The organism is Streptomyces kronopolitis (assembly GCF_014646275.1).
In the GTDB taxonomy this organism is placed as follows: domain Bacteria; phylum Actinomycetota; class Actinomycetes; order Streptomycetales; family Streptomycetaceae; genus Streptomyces; species Streptomyces kronopolitis.
On the sequence record NZ_BMND01000031.1, the window covers coordinates 30,941 to 46,938 of the forward strand.

Below are 15,998 nucleotides of genomic sequence, written 5' to 3' on the forward strand. Positions count from 1 at the left end.
CCGTCAGCGGTCCTGCGGGCGGGGCGCCTTCGGCCCGTGGACGGCCAGGTACTCGCCGGCCAGCCAGGGGGCGAGGCCGGCCAGCAGCTCGTCCAGCAGCTCCGGGTGGGCGGCGGGCCTGCGGGCGGCGTCGGCGGCGGCGCGCATCGGGCCGGCCCACATCGGGTAGTAGCGGCCGAAGACCTCCGCGGACTCGGCGAGGTCGCTGGTCCAGCCGCCCCAGCGCGGCATGACCAGGGTGAACCCGGTGCGTACGAGCCGCCGCGTCACGCCCCGGGTCAGCCGGGTGCGCTCGGCCTCCGTGGTGGCCGCCGCGGCCCGCTCGCGCAGTCGTGGCAGGTCGCGGAAGAGATCGCCGTTGGTCTCGCGGGCGAGGAGCGAGGTCGGGCGGTAGCGGGGCAGCCGGGCGGCGAGATCCGGGCCGCCGAGCGGGGTGCACAGGCAGGCCACGAACCACCCCAGGTCATGGCGCTCCGCCTCGCTCAGCACGCGGGCCGCGCTGAACAGCAGGATGCCCGCACCGTCGATCTGCGGAAAGGCGGCGTCGAGGCTCTCCTCGACGGCGCGGGCGGCGGCGCGGTCGGCCTCGGTGGGCTCGGTCCGCAGGGCGAGCAGCGCGTCGAGGTCGGAGACCCCGGGGACGGCGGTACCGCGCGGGATGCTGCCGTAGAGGTAGCTGCTGTGCAGGCGCTCCGGGCCGAAATGCGCGCCGAGCCGGTCACCGAGCCCCGCCACCACGGGCGCGAACCGCGCGGGCACGCGCTCCAGGGAGCCCTCCCGTACGAAGCAGCCGTCCTCGTCCGTCCCGGTGCCGTGGATCATGGGCGCCACTATGGCGAAGCGGCCGGCGGTGCCGCGAGCGGTTAACGGCCCCCGGGGGCGGGGAGGGGCGGCCGCGCGCTACCGGGGCCGCCGCGTCCCGGCCGTCCCGGGGCGCCCTGCGGCCATGACGAAGGGCCCCGCCGGAGCGGGGCCCTTTCAGGCAGTCCGTGCGCCGGGTCAGCGCGAGCGCTTGGCCAGCCGCTCGACGTCCAGCAGGATCACGGCGCGCGCCTCCAGGCGCAGCCAGCCGCGGCCCGCGAAGTCCGCGAGCGCCTTGTTGACCGTCTCGCGGGAGGCGCCCACCAGCTGGGCCAGCTCCTCCTGCGTCAGGTCGTGCACGACATGGATGCCCTCCTCGGACTGCACACCGAAGCGGCGCGACAGGTCGAGCAGGGCGCGGGCCACCCGGCCCGGCACGTCCGAGAAGACCAGGTCGGACATCTGGTCGTTGGTCTTGCGCAGGCGGCGGGCGACCGCTCGCAGCAGCGCCGTGGCGACCTCGGGGCGGGCATTCAGCCAGGGCTGAAGGTCGCCGTGCCCCAGACCGAGGAGCTTGACCTCGGTGAGGGCGGAAGCGGTGGCGGTGCGCGGGCCCGGGTCGAAGAGCGAGAGCTCTCCGATCAGCTCCCCGGGGCCGAGGACGGCGAGCATGTTCTCCCGGCCGTCGGGGGAGGTGCGGTGCAGCTTCACCTTGCCCTCGGTGACCACGTACAGGCGGTCGCCGGGGTCCCCTTCGTGGAACAGGGCGTCGCCGCGGGCGAGCGTGACCTCTCCCATTGAGGCGCGCAGCTCGGCCGCCTGCTCGTCATCGAGCGCCGCGAAGAGCGGTGCGCGCCGCAGAACGTCGTCCACGAGATCTCTCCTTGTCGACATGCTCCGGGGGACTGTGGTCCCCATCATGCCGGAATGCAAAACAGTGCGATCAATCACAAGTTTGCCGGACCGGTGCCCCGAGCCATAAGGCAGGGGGCCGATTGGAGTCACGAATACCGGCGATCAAGCCGGATGTCGGTGGCTGGCCTTAGTCTGGCCGAGTGTCCAATACGCCGGTGAGAGCAGAGGACTGGGGGGGCCGGTCGGGTGAGTGCGGGGCGTGATTCCGCTGTGGGCGAACAGCCGTCCGGTCACGCCTCGGATTCGGGTGAACGGAACAAATCAACCCCCGTCGACGCGTCCGTCCGGAAGCCCGCCGTCCGGATGCCCGGCGCGTCGCGACCGCCGACGCCGCACACCACCGCACCCATCACCGCTCCGACCACCGCACCGACCACCGCACCGACCGCCGCGCAGCAGAGCCCGGTGGGCGAGCGCCCGGCAGGGAAGAAGGCCGCCGTGAACGAAACCCCCGAGAAGCCGGCGGCCGCCAAGAAGGCCACGGCGAAGAAGACCGCCGCCACGAAGACCGCCACGAAGACCGCCGCCACGAAGGCCGTGGCGAAGAAGGCCGCCGCCACGAAGGCCGTGGCGAAGAAGGCCGTAACCACGAAGACCACGGCCAAAAAGACCACGGCCGGGACCTCCGCCAAGAAGGCGACGGCGAAGCCGGCGGCCAAGGCGGCCGCCGGGAAGACCCCCGCCAAGAAGGCCCCCGCGCGCAAGCCGGAGTCCCGGGCTGCCATGGTGCGCCGGGCCCGCCGGATCAACCGCGAGCTCGCCGAGCTGTATCCGTACGCCCACCCCGAGCTGGACTTCACCAACTCCTTCGAGCTGCTGGTCGCCACGGTCCTGTCCGCGCAGACCACCGATCTGAGGGTCAACCAGACCACCCCGCGGCTGTTCGCGGTCTGCCCGACGCCCGAGGACATGGCCGCCATGGACCCGGAGCGGCTGGAGGAGCTGATCCGCCCGACCGGCTTCTTCCGGGCCAAGGCGAAGTCGCTGCTGGGCCTGTCCGCCGCGCTGCGCGACCGCTTCGGCGGCGAGGTGCCGGGCCGCCTGGAGGACCTCGTCACGCTCCCCGGGGTCGGCCGCAAGACCGCCAACGTGGTGCTGGGCAACGCCTTCGGCGTCCCCGGCATCACCGTCGACACCCACTTCGGCCGCCTCGCCCGCCGCTTCGGCTGGACCACCGCGGAGGACGCCGAGAAGGTCGAGGCGGACGTCGCCGAGATCTTCCCCAAGAGCGAGTGGACGATGCTGTCGCACCGCGTCGTCTTCCACGGCCGCCGCGTCTGCCACTCCCGCAAGCCCGCCTGCGGCGCCTGCGCCATCGCCCCGCTGTGCCCCGCGTACGGCGAGGGCGAGACGGACCCGGAGAAGGCTAAGAAGCTGCTGAAGTACGAGCTGGGCGGCAAGCCGGGTCAGCGGCTGAAGCCGCCGGCCGACTACCCGGGGCAGCCCGCGCCCCCGATGGCGCCCCCGGCGGCCGCCTCGTGAGGGCGGCCGTCAAGAGGTGACCGACGATCCACGCCAGGCCTGGAGGGGGCGCGTATGAGAAGTGCACGGGAGCAGCGGTACGACGAGGAGGCGGCCATGGGTGACGCGGCGTCCGGCCCGGAGGTCCCGGTCTCCGCCGACGGCCTGCCCGACTGGCTGGCCCCGGTGGCCCGCGCGGCCGCCACGGTCCAGCCCCGCCAGCTCAGCCGCTTCCTGCCGCCGGAGAGCGGCGGCCGGCAGTCCGCGGTGCTGATCCTCTTCGGCCACGGCTCCCGCGGCCCCGAGCTGCTCCTGATGGAGCGCGCCGGCACCCTGCGCTCCCATGCGGGCCAGCCCTCCTTCCCCGGCGGCGCCCTCGACCCGGAGGACGGCGACGCCGACGGGCCCGGTCCGGTGCGGGCGGCGCTGCGCGAGGCCCGGGAGGAGACCGGCCTCGACCCGTCCGGTGTGCAGGTCTTCGGGGTGCTGCCGCGGCTCTACATCCCGGTCAGCGGCTTCGTGGTGACGCCCGTGCTGGGGTGGTGGCGCCGGCCGAGTCCCGTGGGCGCGGTCGACCAGGCGGAGACCGCACGGGTGTTCACGGTTCCCGTGGCGGATCTCACGGACCCGGCGCATCGGGTGACGACGCGCCATCCCAGCGGCCACACCGGGCCCGCGTTTCTTGTCGAGAATGCTCTGGTCTGGGGCTTTACGGCCGGAGTGATCGACCGGATCCTGCATTACGCGGGCTGGGAGATTCCATGGGACCGTGACAAGGCGGTCCCACTCGACTGGCGCTCGTGAGACGGTGTCCGGCGTGAACGTCCTGGACATCCTGCTGCTGGTCGCGGCCGTGTGGTTCGCGATCGTCGGCTATCGGCAAGGTTTTGTCGTCGGCATCCTGTCCGTGATCGGCTTCCTCGGAGGCGGCCTGATCGCGGTCTATCTGCTGCCCGTGATCTGGAACGAGATCACCGGCGATGCCACCCCCGGCACCTTCGCGGCCATCGCGGCGGTCGCCATCGTCATCGTGTGCGCATCCGTGGGCCAGGCGCTCACCACCCATCTGGGCAACAAGCTGCGCCGCCACATCACCTGGTCACCCGCCAGAGCGCTGGACGCGACCGGCGGCGCGCTGGTCAACGTCCTGGCGATGCTGCTGGTCGCCTGGCTGATCGGCTCGGCGCTGGCCGGCACCTCCCTGCCGACGCTCGGCAAGGAGGTCCGCAACTCCAAGGTGCTGCTGGGCGTGTCCCGGGTGATGCCCCAGCAGGCCAGCACGTGGTTCGCCGACTTCTCCTCGGTGCTCGCCCAGAACGGCTTCCCGCAGGTCTTCACGCCGTTCTCCAACGAGCCGATCAACAATGTGCCCGCGCCCGACCCGCAGCTGGCCACCAGCCCGGTGGCGGCGCAGGCCCGGCGCAGCATCGTCAAGGTCGTCGGCACGGCCCCCGGTTGCGGCAAGGTGCTCGAGGGCAGCGGCTTCGTCTTCGGCCGGCACCGCGTGATGACGAACGCCCATGTCGTCGGCGGGGTGCGCCAGCCGACCGTCCAGGTGGGCGGCGAGGGCCGCACGTACGACGCCAAGGTCGTGCTCTACGACTGGCAGCGCGACATCGCGGTCCTGGACGTGCCGCAGCTGAGCGCCCCGGCCCTGCGGTTCGCCGGCCCGGACGCGCGCAGCGGCAACAACGCCATCGTCGCCGGATTCCCGGAGAACGGCGGCTACGACGTCCGCGCCGCCCGGATCCGCGGCCGCATCCAGGCGAACGGCCCGGACATCTACCACCGCGCCACGGTCCGCCGTGATGTCTACTCGCTCTACGCCACGGTCCGGCAGGGCAACTCCGGTGGCCCCCTGCTCACCCCGAAGGGTGAGGTCTACGGCGTGGTCTTCGCGAAGTCGCTGGACGACTCGCACACCGGTTACGCCCTGACCGCGGACGAGATCCGCGCGGACATCGCCAAGGGGCGTACGGCCGAGCAGCAGGTCGACAGCCAGGGGTGCGCGATCTGAGTCCGCGGGGGGCGAGCCGGGCGCGGGGAGCGGTGCTCTCCGCGCCCCGCCGGCGGCGTGTCAGGTACGGGGATGGCGTAGTCGCGCGCTCATCCAGCGCGCTCTGCGGCGCAGGATCCGCGGGATGCCCATCGGGTGCGCCGGGTCGGGGGACGGTCCGGACCCGAGGTCCGGGGTTCCCCTGTCCTGAGTACCCACTACAGCGGCACTGCTGCGGCGGTTGCGTGCCACGTCACGGTAGTCGTGCGTCCAGCCCATACTGTCGACTCTGCCCCCGCCCCAAGGTCGGTAACCGCCTCGGGGACCGCCAATTGGCCTATGCGCCGGGCAATTGGCTGCTCGTCATACGAGCGTTCGAGAGGGGAGCGTGGGTGCCCCGTTCAGCCGTGCGATCCGCCCGGCCGGTGGGCGGCGGACGTCCGGACGGAGCGGGCGGAACGAGGATCTCAACGGTGCGGCCCGGGGCGTGTGTTGCCCCGGGCCGCATGCCGTACGCGGTGCGTCAGCGGTCCGGTTCCGGGTCCTTCAGCCAGTTGATCAGCTCCGTGGAGAACGCCACCGGGTCCTCCTCGTGCGGGAAGTGCCCCAGGCCGTCGAACAGCCGCCAGCGGTAGGGCGCCTCGACGTACTGGCCGGAGCCGGCCGCGCTGCGGGTGCGCATCACCGGGTCCAGGGAACCGTGCAGATGCAGCGTCGGCACGCGCACCGGCCGCTTCATCCGGCGGTTGAACTGGATGCCGTCGGGGCGGGCCAGCGACCGCACCATCCAGCGGTAGGGCTCGATGGAGCAGTGCGCCGTGGAGGGGATGCTCATCGCCCGCCGGTAGACCGTGAGCGCGTCCTCGTCCGGCTGCCGGGGCCCGGACCAGTCGCTGATCATCTGCCCCACCAGCTCCGCGTCGTCCGCCGTCAGCCGGCGCTCGGGCAGCCAGGGCCGCTGGAAGTTCCAGATGTGCGAACTCCGGGCGCTCTGCCGGACGTCGGCGAGCATCGCCGAGCGCCAGCGGCGCGGATGCGGCATCGAGGACACGGCCAGCCGGCGCACCAGCTTGGGCCGCATCACCGCCGCCGTCCACGCGAGATAGCCGCCCAGGTCGTGTCCGACGAGCGCGGCGTCCGGTTCGCCCAGGGACCGTATGACGCCGGTGATGTCCAGGGCGAGGTTCGCCGGGTCGTAGCCGCGCGGGGTGCGGTCGCTGCCGCCGACCCCGCGCAGGTCCATCGCCACCGCGCGAAAGCCCGCCTCGGCCAGGGCCGGGAGCTGGTGCCGCCAGGTCCACCAGAACTGCGGGAAGCCGTGCAGGAGCAGCACCAGCGGGCCGTCGCCCATCTCCGCGATGTGGAAGCGTGCGCCGTTGGCCGCGACGTCACGGTGGGACACCGCTTGCCCGCCGGGGACGTCGAGCCGGACGACCGAGGCGGTGCTGTCAGGGGCTGTCATACCGATGAGCGTGTCACAGACTCCAGCATCGGGTGTTCCACCGGCGCCACCCGCGGGTGCGGCTTGGCGTTCTGGAGCACCGCCGCGGTCTCCTTGGCGGAGCTGATGGAGCGCTCCGGCTTCTTGATCTTCTTCATCTTCGCCACCGCGAGGAGCGACAGCAGCCCGGCGACGACCAGGAAGGCGCCGCCGACGATCAGGAAGGACCAGGCGAGCCCGAGGCCGAGGTTGTGGATGCCGTACGCGGCCGCGAAGCTCAGCACCGGCAGCGCGAACAGGGCCAGCGCGCCCGCCACCGAGAACGCGGCACCGCCGATGCCCGCCCGCTTGGCGTCCTGCCGGAACTCCGCCTTGGCCAGCGCGATCTCGTCGTGCAGCAGCGCGGACATCTCGGCCGTGGCCGTGGCCATCAGCTGTCCGAGGCTGCGTTCCGTGCCGTTGTCGGCTGCGCTCATCGCCGTCTCCCTCTTCTCGTCACCCGGAAGCAAAGCCTCTCAGATCATGCCGGACCATCGTCTCCGGCATGCGCGGCGGAGGCCAGTTCGGCAAGCCGCCGGTGTTCGGCGGCCTTGGCTTCGTGGATGGCGGCCATCCGCAGGTGGTACTCGGGCTTGTCGAGTTCATAGATGTCCGGGATGCCGTCCTGGTCCTCGTCCCGCTCCTCGTCCTCGCACAGCGCCTTGTACTTGGTGTTGCGGACCTTGAGGAGGATGCCGGCGAAGACGGCCGCCAGCAGCGAGCCGACCAGCACCGATGCCTTGATCTCGTCGGTCAGGACCGGGTCTTGGGAGAAGGCGAGTTCGCCGATGAGCAGGGAGACGGTGAAGCCGATGCCGGCCAGGGAGGCGACGGCGAAGACATCCGGCCACTTGAGGTCGGGGTTGAGCTGGGCCCTGGTGAAGCGGGCCGTGCACCAGGTGCCGCCGAAGATGCCGAGCGTCTTGCCCACCACCAGGCCGAGCACGACGCCGAGCGTCTCCGGCCGGGTGAAGACGTCGTGGACCGCGCCGCCGGACAGGGACACGCCCGCGGAGAAGAGGGCGAACAGCGGTACCGCGAAGCCGGCCGAGAGCGGGCGGACCAGGTGCTCGATGTGCTCGCCGGGGGACCGGCTCTCGCCCTCGCGCCGGGTGCAGCGCAGCATCAGGCCCATCGCGACGCCGGCGATGGTGGCGTGCACCCCGCTGTTCTCCATCAGGGCCCAGATGACCAGGGCGAGCGGGACGTAGACGTACCAGCCCCTGACGCCCTTGCGCAGCAGCAGGTAGAAGAGCAGCAGGCCGGCGACGGAGAGCCCGAGCGCCAGGAAGTTGATCGTCGAGGTGAAGAAGACCGCGATGATCAGGATCGCGAAGAGGTCGTCGACGACCGCGAGGGTGAGCAGGAAGGCGCGCAGGGCGGCGGGCAGCGAGGTGCCGATCACGGCCAGGACGGCGAGGGCGAAGGCGATGTCGGTGGCGGTGGGGACCGCCCAGCCCTGCAGTGAGCCGCCGCCGAGGCTGTTGACCGCGAAGTAGACGAGCGCGGGCATCGCCATGCCGCAGATCGCGGCGATCACGGGGAGCGCGGCGGCCCGCGGCTCGCGCAGCTCACCGGCGACCAGCTCGCGCTTGAGCTCGATGCCGGCCACGAAGAAGAAGACCGCGAGCAGGCCGTTGGCGGCCCAGTGCTGGACGGACAGGTCCAGGCCCAGCGAGGCCGGGCCGAGGTGGAAGCCGCGGACCGCCTCGTAGCTGGCGCCGAGGGTGTTTGCCCAGATCAGAGCGGCTACGGCCGCGGCCAGGAGGAGGATGCCGCCGACGGTCTCGGTGCGCAGGGCTTCCGCGAGGTAGTTCCGCTCGGGCAGGGACATGCGTCCCAGGAATATGGAGCGGCGGTTGTTGGGCGCACTCACGGGGGTGACCTCCGGCCTTCGGCAGCTGTGTACGGCTGTGGCAGTTGCCGACCAGACTTCCCGGCGCACCCTGAGTTTCTTGGCGTTTTCTTGACGCGGTTCCTACCTTACCGGGCGGGTGCGGGGCGCTGTCCGGTGGCCTCACTTTACGGGCAAATCGGCCGCCCGGCCGTCCGGTGCGCGGGCCGCTGCCGGTCGCCGGACCGACGGATCCGCACGTCACAGGGGGTGCGGTGGCGGACAGCCCGCCGGGGCGCCGGGTACGGCGACGGGGGCATCCGGCCGCACCGGCCGCACGCCCCCGTCCGCCGTTCCGCTCAGTCCTCGCTGGCCGCGCCGGGCAGTTTCGCCTGGATCAGGTCCATGACCGAGGAGTCGGTCAGCGTGGTGACATCACCGAGGTCGCGGTTCTCGGCCACATCGCGCAGCAGCCGCCGCATGATCTTGCCGGAGCGGGTCTTGGGCAGCTCCGCCACCGGCATGATCCGCTTGGGCTTGGCGATCGGGCCGAGCTGCTGGGCGACATGCGCGCGCAGCTCCTCGACCAGGCCCTCGTCCTCCGCCGCGCCGCCGCGCAGGATGACGAAGGCGCAGATGGCCTGGGTGGTCTGCGGGTCGGTGGCGCCGACGACCGCGGCCTCGGCCACCTTCGGGTGCGAGACCAGCGCCGACTCGACTTCCGTGGTGGAGATGTTGTGGCCGGACACCAGCATCACGTCGTCCACCCGGCCGAGCAGCCAGATGTCGCCGTCGGTGTCCTTCTTGGCGCCGTCGCCGGCGAAGTACTTGCCCTCGAAGCGGGACCAGTACGTGTCGAGGTAGCGCTGGTCGTCGCCCCAGATCGTGCGGAGCATGGCCGGCCAGGGCTCGGTCAGCACGAGGTAGCCGCCGGCGCCGTCGGGGACCTCGCGGGCGTCGTCGTCCACGACGGTCGCGGCGATACCGGGCAGCGGCAGCTGGGCCGAGCCGGGCTTGGTCGCCGTGACGCCCGGCAGCGGGCTGAGCATCATCCCGCCGGTCTCGGTCTGCCACCAGGTGTCGACGATCGGCGTGGCGTCGGCCCCGATGTGCTTGCGGTACCACATCCACGCCTCGGGGTTGATCGGCTCGCCCACCGACCCCAGGACGCGCAGCGACGACAGGTCGAACTTCGCCGGGATGTCGTCGCCCCACTTCATGCAGGCGCGGATCGCGGTGGGCGCGGTGTAGAGGACCGTCACGCCGTACTTCTGCACGATCTCCCACCAGCGGCCCTGGTGCGGGGTGTCGGGCGTGCCCTCGTAGAGCACCTCGGTGGCGCCGTTGGAGAGCGGGCCGTAGGTGATGTACGAGTGGCCGGTCACCCAGCCGACGTCGGCGGTGCACCAGAAGACGTCGGTCTCCGGCTTGAGGTCGAACACCGCGTGGTGGGTGTACGAGACCTGGGTGAGATAGCCGCCGGTGGTGTGCAGGATGCCCTTGGGCTTACCCGTCGTGCCGGAGGTGTACAGGATGAACAGCGGGTGCTCGGCGTCGAAGGCCTCGGGCGTGTGCCGGTCGCTCTGCCGCTCGACGATCTCGTGCCACCACACGTCGCGGCCCTCGTGCCAGGCGACGTCCTCCTGGCCGGTGCGGCGGACGACCAGCACGCTGCGGACGTTCTCGGTGCCGGGCCTGGTCAGCGCCTCGTCGACGGCGGGCTTGAGGGCGGACGGCTTGCCGCGGCGGTAGCCGCCGTCCGCGGTGATCACGACGCGGGCGTCGGCGTCGTTGATGCGGGTGGCCAGCGCGTCCGCGGAGAAGCCGCCGAAGACGACGGAGTGCGGGGCGCCCAGGCGGGCGCAGGCCAGCATGGAGATGACCGCTTCCGGGATCATCGGCAGGTAGATGGCGACCCGGTCGCCGCTGCGCACGCCCAGCTCGGTCAGCGCATGGGCGGCCTTGGAGACCTCGCGCTGGAGCTCGGCGTAGGTGATCGTGCGGGTGTCGCCCGGCTCGCCCTCGAAGTGCAGCGCGACCCGGTCGCCCAGGCCGTTCTCCACATGGCGGTCCACGCAGTTGTAGGCGACGTTGAGCTTGCCGTCGGCGAACCACTTCGCGAAGGGCGCGTTGGACCAGTCGAGGGTCTGGGTGGGCGCGGTGTCCCACGACAGTCGTCCGGCCTGCTCGGCCCAGAAGCCCAGCCGGTCTGCCGCGGCCTGCTCGTACGCGGCAGCCGTGACGTTGGCGTGCGCGGCCAGATCGGCGGGCGGTGCGAACCGCCGCTCCTCCTTGAGCAGGTTGGCAAGGCTTTCGTTGCTCACAACATCTCCCATTCCCAGGGCGTCCGAAGTGTCCCCAGGTCCTAGCTCATCAGCCCGTGCGTGGCCTGACAAGGGCTGTGGACAAATATTGGTGTAGACCATTGTCCGGGCGCCCCGTTTCCGGGCTGCCGAGGGGATGTTGTGCAGGTCAGACCGTCACCGGCACCGCCTCGCCGCGGACGGCGCCGAAACGACCGGTGGCCTCGTCGAGCACATAGGTCTGGGCCTCGCCGACGTGGAAATACATGCCGTGCAGGGCGAGCGAACCCTCGGCCACCCGGCGGGCCACACACGGATGAGCCCGGAGGTGGTCGAGCTGCTGCATGACGTTGACGAGCGCCAGCCGCTCCTGATCATCACTCACCGGACGCTCGTGCAGGGCGACTTCTCCCCGCCCCAGCCGCCCGATGCGCTGCATCCGCGCCAGGCTCGGCCGGCCGTGCCGCAGCCAGCGGGCGAGCGGGGTCGGCTCGGCCTCCTCCGGGGCGGCGCCGCTCAGCAGCGCTCCCATGGCACCGCACCCCGAGTGCCCGCACACCGTGATCGAGCCGACCCGCAGCACCTCCACCGCGTACTCGACCGCCGCCCCGACGGAGTCGCAGGAGGCGTCCGAGCCCGGCGGCGGCATCAGATTGCCGACATTGCGCACGGTGAACAGGTCGCCCGGACCGCTTGAGGTGATCATGCTCGTGACCAGCCGGGAGTCGGCGCAGGTCAGGAACAGCTGGGTGGGCCGCTGGCCGTCGCGCGCCAGCCGGGCCAGTTCCTCGCGGACGAGCGGGGCCGTATGGCGCTGGAAGGCGCTGACCCCGCCCAGGAGTTGGCTGCCGCTGTCCGCCGGCTCGGCCGTGCCGTCCGGGGCGGGCCGGGTGCAGTGGTGCTGGCGCCACGGCGTCCACGGCCGGCAGGAGTGCGCGCCGGCCGCTTTGGCGGGCGGGCGGCCCGGGCGGCCCCCGAGAGTCACCCGGCCGCCGTGCGCCCGATGGGCGGCGGACCACGACTGCAGCGCCTCGTAGGCGGCATGGTCCATGAACGACCCGCACAGCTCGACGACGACCTCGGCGCGCGCCGGCACCCGGGCCAGCGCCCGGGTCAGCCGCGGCACCGCCAGAAACGTCAACTGCCCGCTGACGCGCACCCGGTAGCCGTCGGGCTCCTCCGTCACCGCGACCCGGGTACGGGTCAGCCGACGCAGCGCCAGGAAGACCGCGACGGCGATGCCCGCCGCCACCCCCTGGAGCACGCCGAGCAGGACCACCCCGCCCAACGTGGCCGCGTAGACCGGGAATTCACGGTGCCGCCGCACATGCCGGATGTGCGCGAAGCTCACCATCCGCACCCCGACGACCAGCACCAGCGCGGCGAGCGCCGCCAGCGGGATCGCCTCCAGCACGGCGGCCAGCAGGCCCGCGCACAGCAGTACCCACACGCCGTGCAGCACGGTGGCGCGCCGGGTGACCGCGCCGGCCCGCACATTGGCCGAGCCGCGCATCGCGCCCCCGGAGACCGGCAGCCCGCCCAGCAGCCCCGAGACGACATTGGCCGCCCCCTGCCCGGCCAGCTCGCGGTTGAGGCGCGCACGCGGCACCGGCGGCCCGGACCGCTCGGCCGCCAGCCGGTCGACGGCCAGCGCCGAGAGCATCGACTCCATACCGGCGACCAGGGTGACGGTCAGGACCGCGGCGGCCAGCGCCGGCACGGACGCGTCCGGCAGCGCGGGCAGTTCGGGCGCCCGCCAGGACGGCAGCTCGACGCGCGCCACCGACGTGCCCGCGCTCACCGCCGTCGCCGCGAGCACGGCGGCCAGCGGCGCCGGCAGCACCCGCGCCCACCGCCCGGCGCGGCCCGGCAGACGCCCCCAGCCGAGAAGTACCGCCACGGTGACGGCGCCGATCAGCAGCGCGAGGACGTGCGGATGCGCCAACTGCCCCGGCAGCGCGGCGGCGTTGTCGAGGGCCGAGCCGTCGGGGGCGCCGCCGAGCACCACATGCAGCTGCCCGATGGCGATGGTGACCCCGATACCGGCCAGCAGGCCGTGCACGATCGCCGGGCTGACGGCCGACGCCGCCCGGGCCGCGCGCAGCGCCCCCAGGGCGAGTTGGGCGAGGCCGGCCAGGACCGTGACGGCGCAGGTGGCGCGCCAGCCGTAGCGCTGGACCAGATCGGCGGTGACCGCCAGGAGACCGGTCGCCGCGCCGGTCACCTGGAGCGGTGCGCCACCGAGCAGACCGGCGACGAGGCCGCCGGCGACGGCGGCGACCAGACCGGCCTGGAGCGGGGCGCCGGTGGCCAGCGCGACGCCCAGGGACAGCGGGACGGCGAGCAGGAAGACCACGACCGAGGCGGAGAGATCCCGCCGCCAGACGGCCAGTCCGGCCCGCTTCGTCCGGGAGGTGGGCTCGGCGGCCGCCCGGGGTCCGGGAGGGGCTTCGGGGTGCTGCCGGTTGCGCGGCGGCTGCGGCGGCGACTTCTCCATCTGCGACATTCCCGTCTCCTCCGGGGCGACGCGGTCGCGCGGGGCGCGATCGTGGGGCGGCGGTGTGCTGCGGCGGGACGCGAGCCGGCCGGCGATCGTCGCTGTGGGGTGACGGTCCGGTGACTCTCAAGCATCGGTAAACGAACCGTAATGCCAGGTAAAGGCCAGGAGAAGACTTTGCGGGCAAATGCCGCAATCCTTCGCTCCATCAGGTGAATATGATGACTAATGACTTGCCCCTTTAGTCCCTTTTCTTGGTGTATGGAAGCTTGCACGCAATGATCCGATTAATCGCTCGGAAGGTGCGCACAGGCACCGGGAATGGGGTGGCCGATGACGGCCGCAGCAAGGGTGAGGGCGTCCATAGTCACGGCTGCCATCGCGACGGCCGTCGCGATGGCAGCGCTGGCCGGCTGCTCCACGGCGATACGGAACGGGCCGCCCCCGGGCACCAGGAAGGGCCGGGCGGTCCCCAAGGAGCCCACCCGCCCGCTCCGGCTGATCGGCGACGGCTCCACCGCGTACACCGGCGCACAGCCCCACCAGCCCAGCCCGCACCGCATCGCCCTGGGGAAGCGCCCCCCGCAGTTCGTGGTGTTCTCCTGGGACGGCGCCGGGGAGGACGGCCAGAAGCTGTTCTCGCACTTCCGCGCGGTCGGCAAGAAATACGGCGCGGCCATGACGTACTTCCTCAGCGGCGTCTACATGCTCCCCGGTGACCGCAGGGAGCTGTACGAGCCGCCCCGGCACAAGGCCGGCGCCTCGGACATCGGCTTCAACGACATCCAGGGCGTCAGGAACACCGTGGCCCAGATGCGCGCCGCCTGGCTGGAGGGCAATGAGATCGGCACCCACTTCAACGGCCACTTCTGCGGCCCGCGCGGCGGTGTCGGTACCTGGTCGCCGAACGAATGGGTCAGCGAGATCGAGCAGGCCGAGGCGTTCGTGCAGCACTGGAAGACCAACGCGGGCCTGGCCGCCGAACCGCCGCTGCCGTTCGACTACTCCCGGGAGCTGGTCGGCGGCCGCGCGCCCTGTCTGGAGGGCCAGCGCAACCTGATCACCGCGGCCAAGGAGATGGGCTTCCGCTACGACGCCAGCTCCGTGGGCGGCCGGCAGACCTGGCCGCGGCGGATCGACGGCATCTGGGACTTCCCGCTACAGCAGATCCCGTTCCCCGGGCGGAGCCACGAGACGCTCTCGATGGACTACAACTTCCTCGCCAATCAGTCCGGCACCACGGAGGGCGACCCGCGGATGCACGCCACATGGGGCCGGCAGATGCGCGACGGCCTGCTCGCGGCCTTCGACCGCGCCTACCGCGGCAACCGCGCCCCGCTGTTCATCGGCAACCACTTCGAGTCCTGGAACGGCGGCACGTACATGAAGGCCGTGGAGCAGGCCATCAAGGAGATCTGCCCCCGCAAGGGAGTCCGGTGCGTCAGCTTCAAGCAGCTCACCGACTGGCTGGACGCCCAGGATCCGCAGGTGCTGGCGAAGCTGCGGGCGCTGCCGGTGGGCCGGGCGCCGGACGGCGGGTGGGCGGCGTACCTCTCCGGCGCCTCCCCGGGGCCGTCCGCACCGGCTCCGTCCGCCCCCACTGGCAAACCGGCCGAGCCGCCCGCGCCCGCCCACGCCGCGTGGCGGGTCAGGCCGGCTGTGGGGTAGCCGCTCCCTCGAAGAGCACGAAGGCGGGGTCGACCTGAGCCGCCAGGTCGACCCCGGTCTTCGCATTGCCCCAGCTCTCCGCGTTCTTCAGGTGGAAGTGCACCATCTGGCGCGTATAGCGCTCCCAGTCCCGGTCCGCGTAGGCGGCGTCGGCCGTGTCGTGCAGCGTCCGCAGGGCGGCGCGGTTGGCCTCCTCCAGCTGGGCGAAGCGGGCCGGGCGGCCCTTCTCCATGGCGCGCACCCAGTCGGAGTGGCCCACGGTCACCAGCAGGTCGTCGCCCACCTCGTCGCGCAGGAACGCCAGATCCTCGGGGCCCTGCACCTTGTTGCCCACGACCTTCAGGGGCACCCCGAAGTCCCGGGCGTACTCGCTGTACTGGCGGTAGACGGCGACGCCCTTCCGGGTGGGCTCGGCGACCAGGAAGGTCATGTCGAAGCGGGTGAACATCCCGGAGGCGAAGGAGTCGGAACCGGCCGTCATGTCGACGACGACGTACTCCCCGCGCCCGTCCACCAGGTGGTTCAGGCACAGCTCCACCGCGCCGACCTTCGAGTGGTAGCAGGCCACCCCCAGGTCGGACTCGGTGAACGGGCCCGTCGCCATCAGCCGCACGGCGCTGTCGTCGAGCTCCACCGGCCGGGCGCACGCGGCGTAGACGGGGTTGGCCTCGCCCACCCGCAGCAGCCGCGAGCCCTCACCGGGCGGGGTGGTCTTGATCATGGATTCGGAGGACGGGATCCGGGGGTTGCTGCCGCGGAGGTAGTCCTTGATCAGCGGGAGGTGGGCGCCCATCGCGGGGAGCGCGGCGGCCTCCGCCTCGTCGAGTCCGAGGGCGGCGCCCAGATGCTGGTTGATGTCGGCGTCCACCGCGATCACGGGGACCCGGGACGCGGCGAGATGCCGGATGAACAGGGAGGACAGGGTGGTCTTGCCGCTGCCGCCCTTGCCTACGAAAGCGATCTTCATGTTCACCAAGGGTAATCTTGGCATGGCCCTGAGTGAGAGAGCCGCGTGAGGAAGACCACTCCTTCGAGGGGTGCGG

General features: G+C 72.3%; 13 protein-coding genes. 4 read left to right on the forward strand and 9 right to left on the reverse strand.

Annotated features, from left to right (window positions below):
- Positions 1-3: 3 nt before the first annotated feature.
- Entirely contained in the window at positions 4-822 is an 819-nt protein-coding gene (locus IEY78_RS26645) for a nucleotidyltransferase domain-containing protein (protein ID WP_189102464.1), read from the reverse strand.
- Positions 823-999: 177 nt separating this feature from the next.
- Positions 1,000-1,674 (reverse strand): Crp/Fnr family transcriptional regulator, encoded by a 675-nt coding sequence (locus tag IEY78_RS26650; RefSeq protein ID WP_006604164.1) that lies wholly within the window; start codon positions 1,672-1,674, stop codon positions 1,000-1,002.
- A gap of 480 nt (positions 1,675-2,154) precedes the next feature.
- Here IEY78_RS26650 and nth point away from each other — a divergent pair, with 480 nt between their 5' ends.
- Genes nth through IEY78_RS26665 form a run of 3 tightly spaced genes read left to right on the forward strand, consistent with a single transcriptional unit; the run spans position 2,155 to position 5,194 of the window.
- The gene (nth, locus tag IEY78_RS26655) at positions 2,155-3,198 is read left to right on the forward strand and encodes an endonuclease III (RefSeq protein ID WP_189102465.1); all 1,044 of its coding nucleotides are present in this window, start codon (positions 2,155-2,157) and stop codon (positions 3,196-3,198) included.
- A 54-nt stretch (positions 3,199-3,252) separates the two neighbouring features.
- Positions 3,253-3,981 (forward strand): NUDIX hydrolase, encoded by a 729-nt coding sequence (locus IEY78_RS26660; RefSeq protein WP_189102466.1) that lies wholly within the window; start codon positions 3,253-3,255, stop codon positions 3,979-3,981.
- A gap of 13 nt (positions 3,982-3,994) precedes the next feature.
- Positions 3,995-5,194, forward strand: coding sequence for a MarP family serine protease (locus IEY78_RS26665; protein ID WP_189102467.1), 1,200 nt, complete (start codon positions 3,995-3,997; stop codon positions 5,192-5,194).
- 60 nt (positions 5,195-5,254) lie between these two features.
- On the opposite strand, the gene IEY78_RS34620 is transcribed toward IEY78_RS26665, so the two are convergent.
- From IEY78_RS34620 to IEY78_RS26690, 6 genes are all read right to left on the reverse strand, one after another.
- Positions 5,255-5,452 (reverse strand): hypothetical protein, encoded by a 198-nt coding sequence (locus IEY78_RS34620; RefSeq protein ID WP_229700194.1) that lies wholly within the window; start codon positions 5,450-5,452, stop codon positions 5,255-5,257.
- Positions 5,453-5,696: 244 nt separating this feature from the next.
- The gene (locus IEY78_RS26670; RefSeq protein WP_189102468.1) at positions 5,697-6,635 is read right to left on the reverse strand and encodes an alpha/beta fold hydrolase; all 939 of its coding nucleotides are present in this window, start codon (positions 6,633-6,635) and stop codon (positions 5,697-5,699) included.
- The gene (locus IEY78_RS26675; RefSeq protein WP_189102469.1) at positions 6,632-7,090 is read right to left on the reverse strand and encodes a phage holin family protein; all 459 of its coding nucleotides are present in this window, start codon (positions 7,088-7,090) and stop codon (positions 6,632-6,634) included. The genes IEY78_RS26670 and IEY78_RS26675 overlap by 4 nt, the downstream gene beginning before the upstream one ends.
- A 44-nt stretch (positions 7,091-7,134) precedes the next feature.
- Positions 7,135-8,529, reverse strand: coding sequence for a Na+/H+ antiporter NhaA (gene nhaA, locus IEY78_RS26680; protein WP_189102471.1), 1,395 nt, complete (start codon positions 8,527-8,529; stop codon positions 7,135-7,137).
- A gap of 317 nt (positions 8,530-8,846) precedes the next feature.
- Complete coding sequence (gene acs / locus IEY78_RS26685) at positions 8,847-10,811, reverse strand: acetate--CoA ligase (protein WP_189102473.1); 1,965 nt, start codon at positions 10,809-10,811, stop codon at positions 8,847-8,849.
- Positions 10,812-10,959: 148 nt separating this feature from the next.
- Positions 10,960-13,296: a SulP family inorganic anion transporter gene (locus IEY78_RS26690; RefSeq protein WP_189102475.1), complete on the reverse strand. Its 2,337-nt coding sequence runs from the start codon at positions 13,294-13,296 to the stop codon at positions 10,960-10,962.
- A gap of 324 nt (positions 13,297-13,620) precedes the next feature.
- Between IEY78_RS26690 and IEY78_RS26695 the strand changes: the two genes are divergently transcribed.
- On the forward strand, positions 13,621-14,955 hold the full coding sequence (locus tag IEY78_RS26695; protein ID WP_189102476.1) for a polysaccharide deacetylase family protein: 1,335 nt from the start codon (positions 13,621-13,623) through the stop codon (positions 14,953-14,955).
- Here IEY78_RS26695 and IEY78_RS26700 read toward each other — a convergent pair.
- Complete coding sequence (locus tag IEY78_RS26700) at positions 14,936-15,922, reverse strand: ATP-binding protein (RefSeq protein WP_189102478.1); 987 nt, start codon at positions 15,920-15,922, stop codon at positions 14,936-14,938. The genes IEY78_RS26695 and IEY78_RS26700 overlap by 20 nt on opposite strands.
- Positions 15,923-15,998: the final 76 nt, after the last annotated feature.

Excerpts from the sequence above, each read along its gene's own strand:
- IEY78_RS26645 (WP_189102464.1), bottom strand. The coding sequence starts at position 822 with ATGATCCACGGCACCGGGACGGACGAGGACGGCTGCTTCGTACGGGAG.
- IEY78_RS26660 (WP_189102466.1), top strand. The coding sequence starts at position 3,253 with ATGAGAAGTGCACGGGAGCAGCGGTACGACGAGGAGGCGGCCATGGGT.
- IEY78_RS34620 (WP_229700194.1), bottom strand. The coding sequence starts at position 5,452 with ATGGGCTGGACGCACGACTACCGTGACGTGGCACGCAACCGCCGCAGC.
- IEY78_RS26670 (WP_189102468.1), bottom strand. The coding sequence starts at position 6,635 with ATGACAGCCCCTGACAGCACCGCCTCGGTCGTCCGGCTCGACGTCCCC.
- IEY78_RS26675 (WP_189102469.1), bottom strand. The coding sequence starts at position 7,090 with ATGAGCGCAGCCGACAACGGCACGGAACGCAGCCTCGGACAGCTGATG.
- IEY78_RS26690 (WP_189102475.1), bottom strand. The coding sequence starts at position 13,296 with ATGTCGCAGATGGAGAAGTCGCCGCCGCAGCCGCCGCGCAACCGGCAG.
- IEY78_RS26695 (WP_189102476.1), top strand. The coding sequence starts at position 13,621 with ATGACGGCCGCAGCAAGGGTGAGGGCGTCCATAGTCACGGCTGCCATC.
- IEY78_RS26700 (WP_189102478.1), bottom strand. The coding sequence starts at position 15,922 with ATGAAGATCGCTTTCGTAGGCAAGGGCGGCAGCGGCAAGACCACCCTG.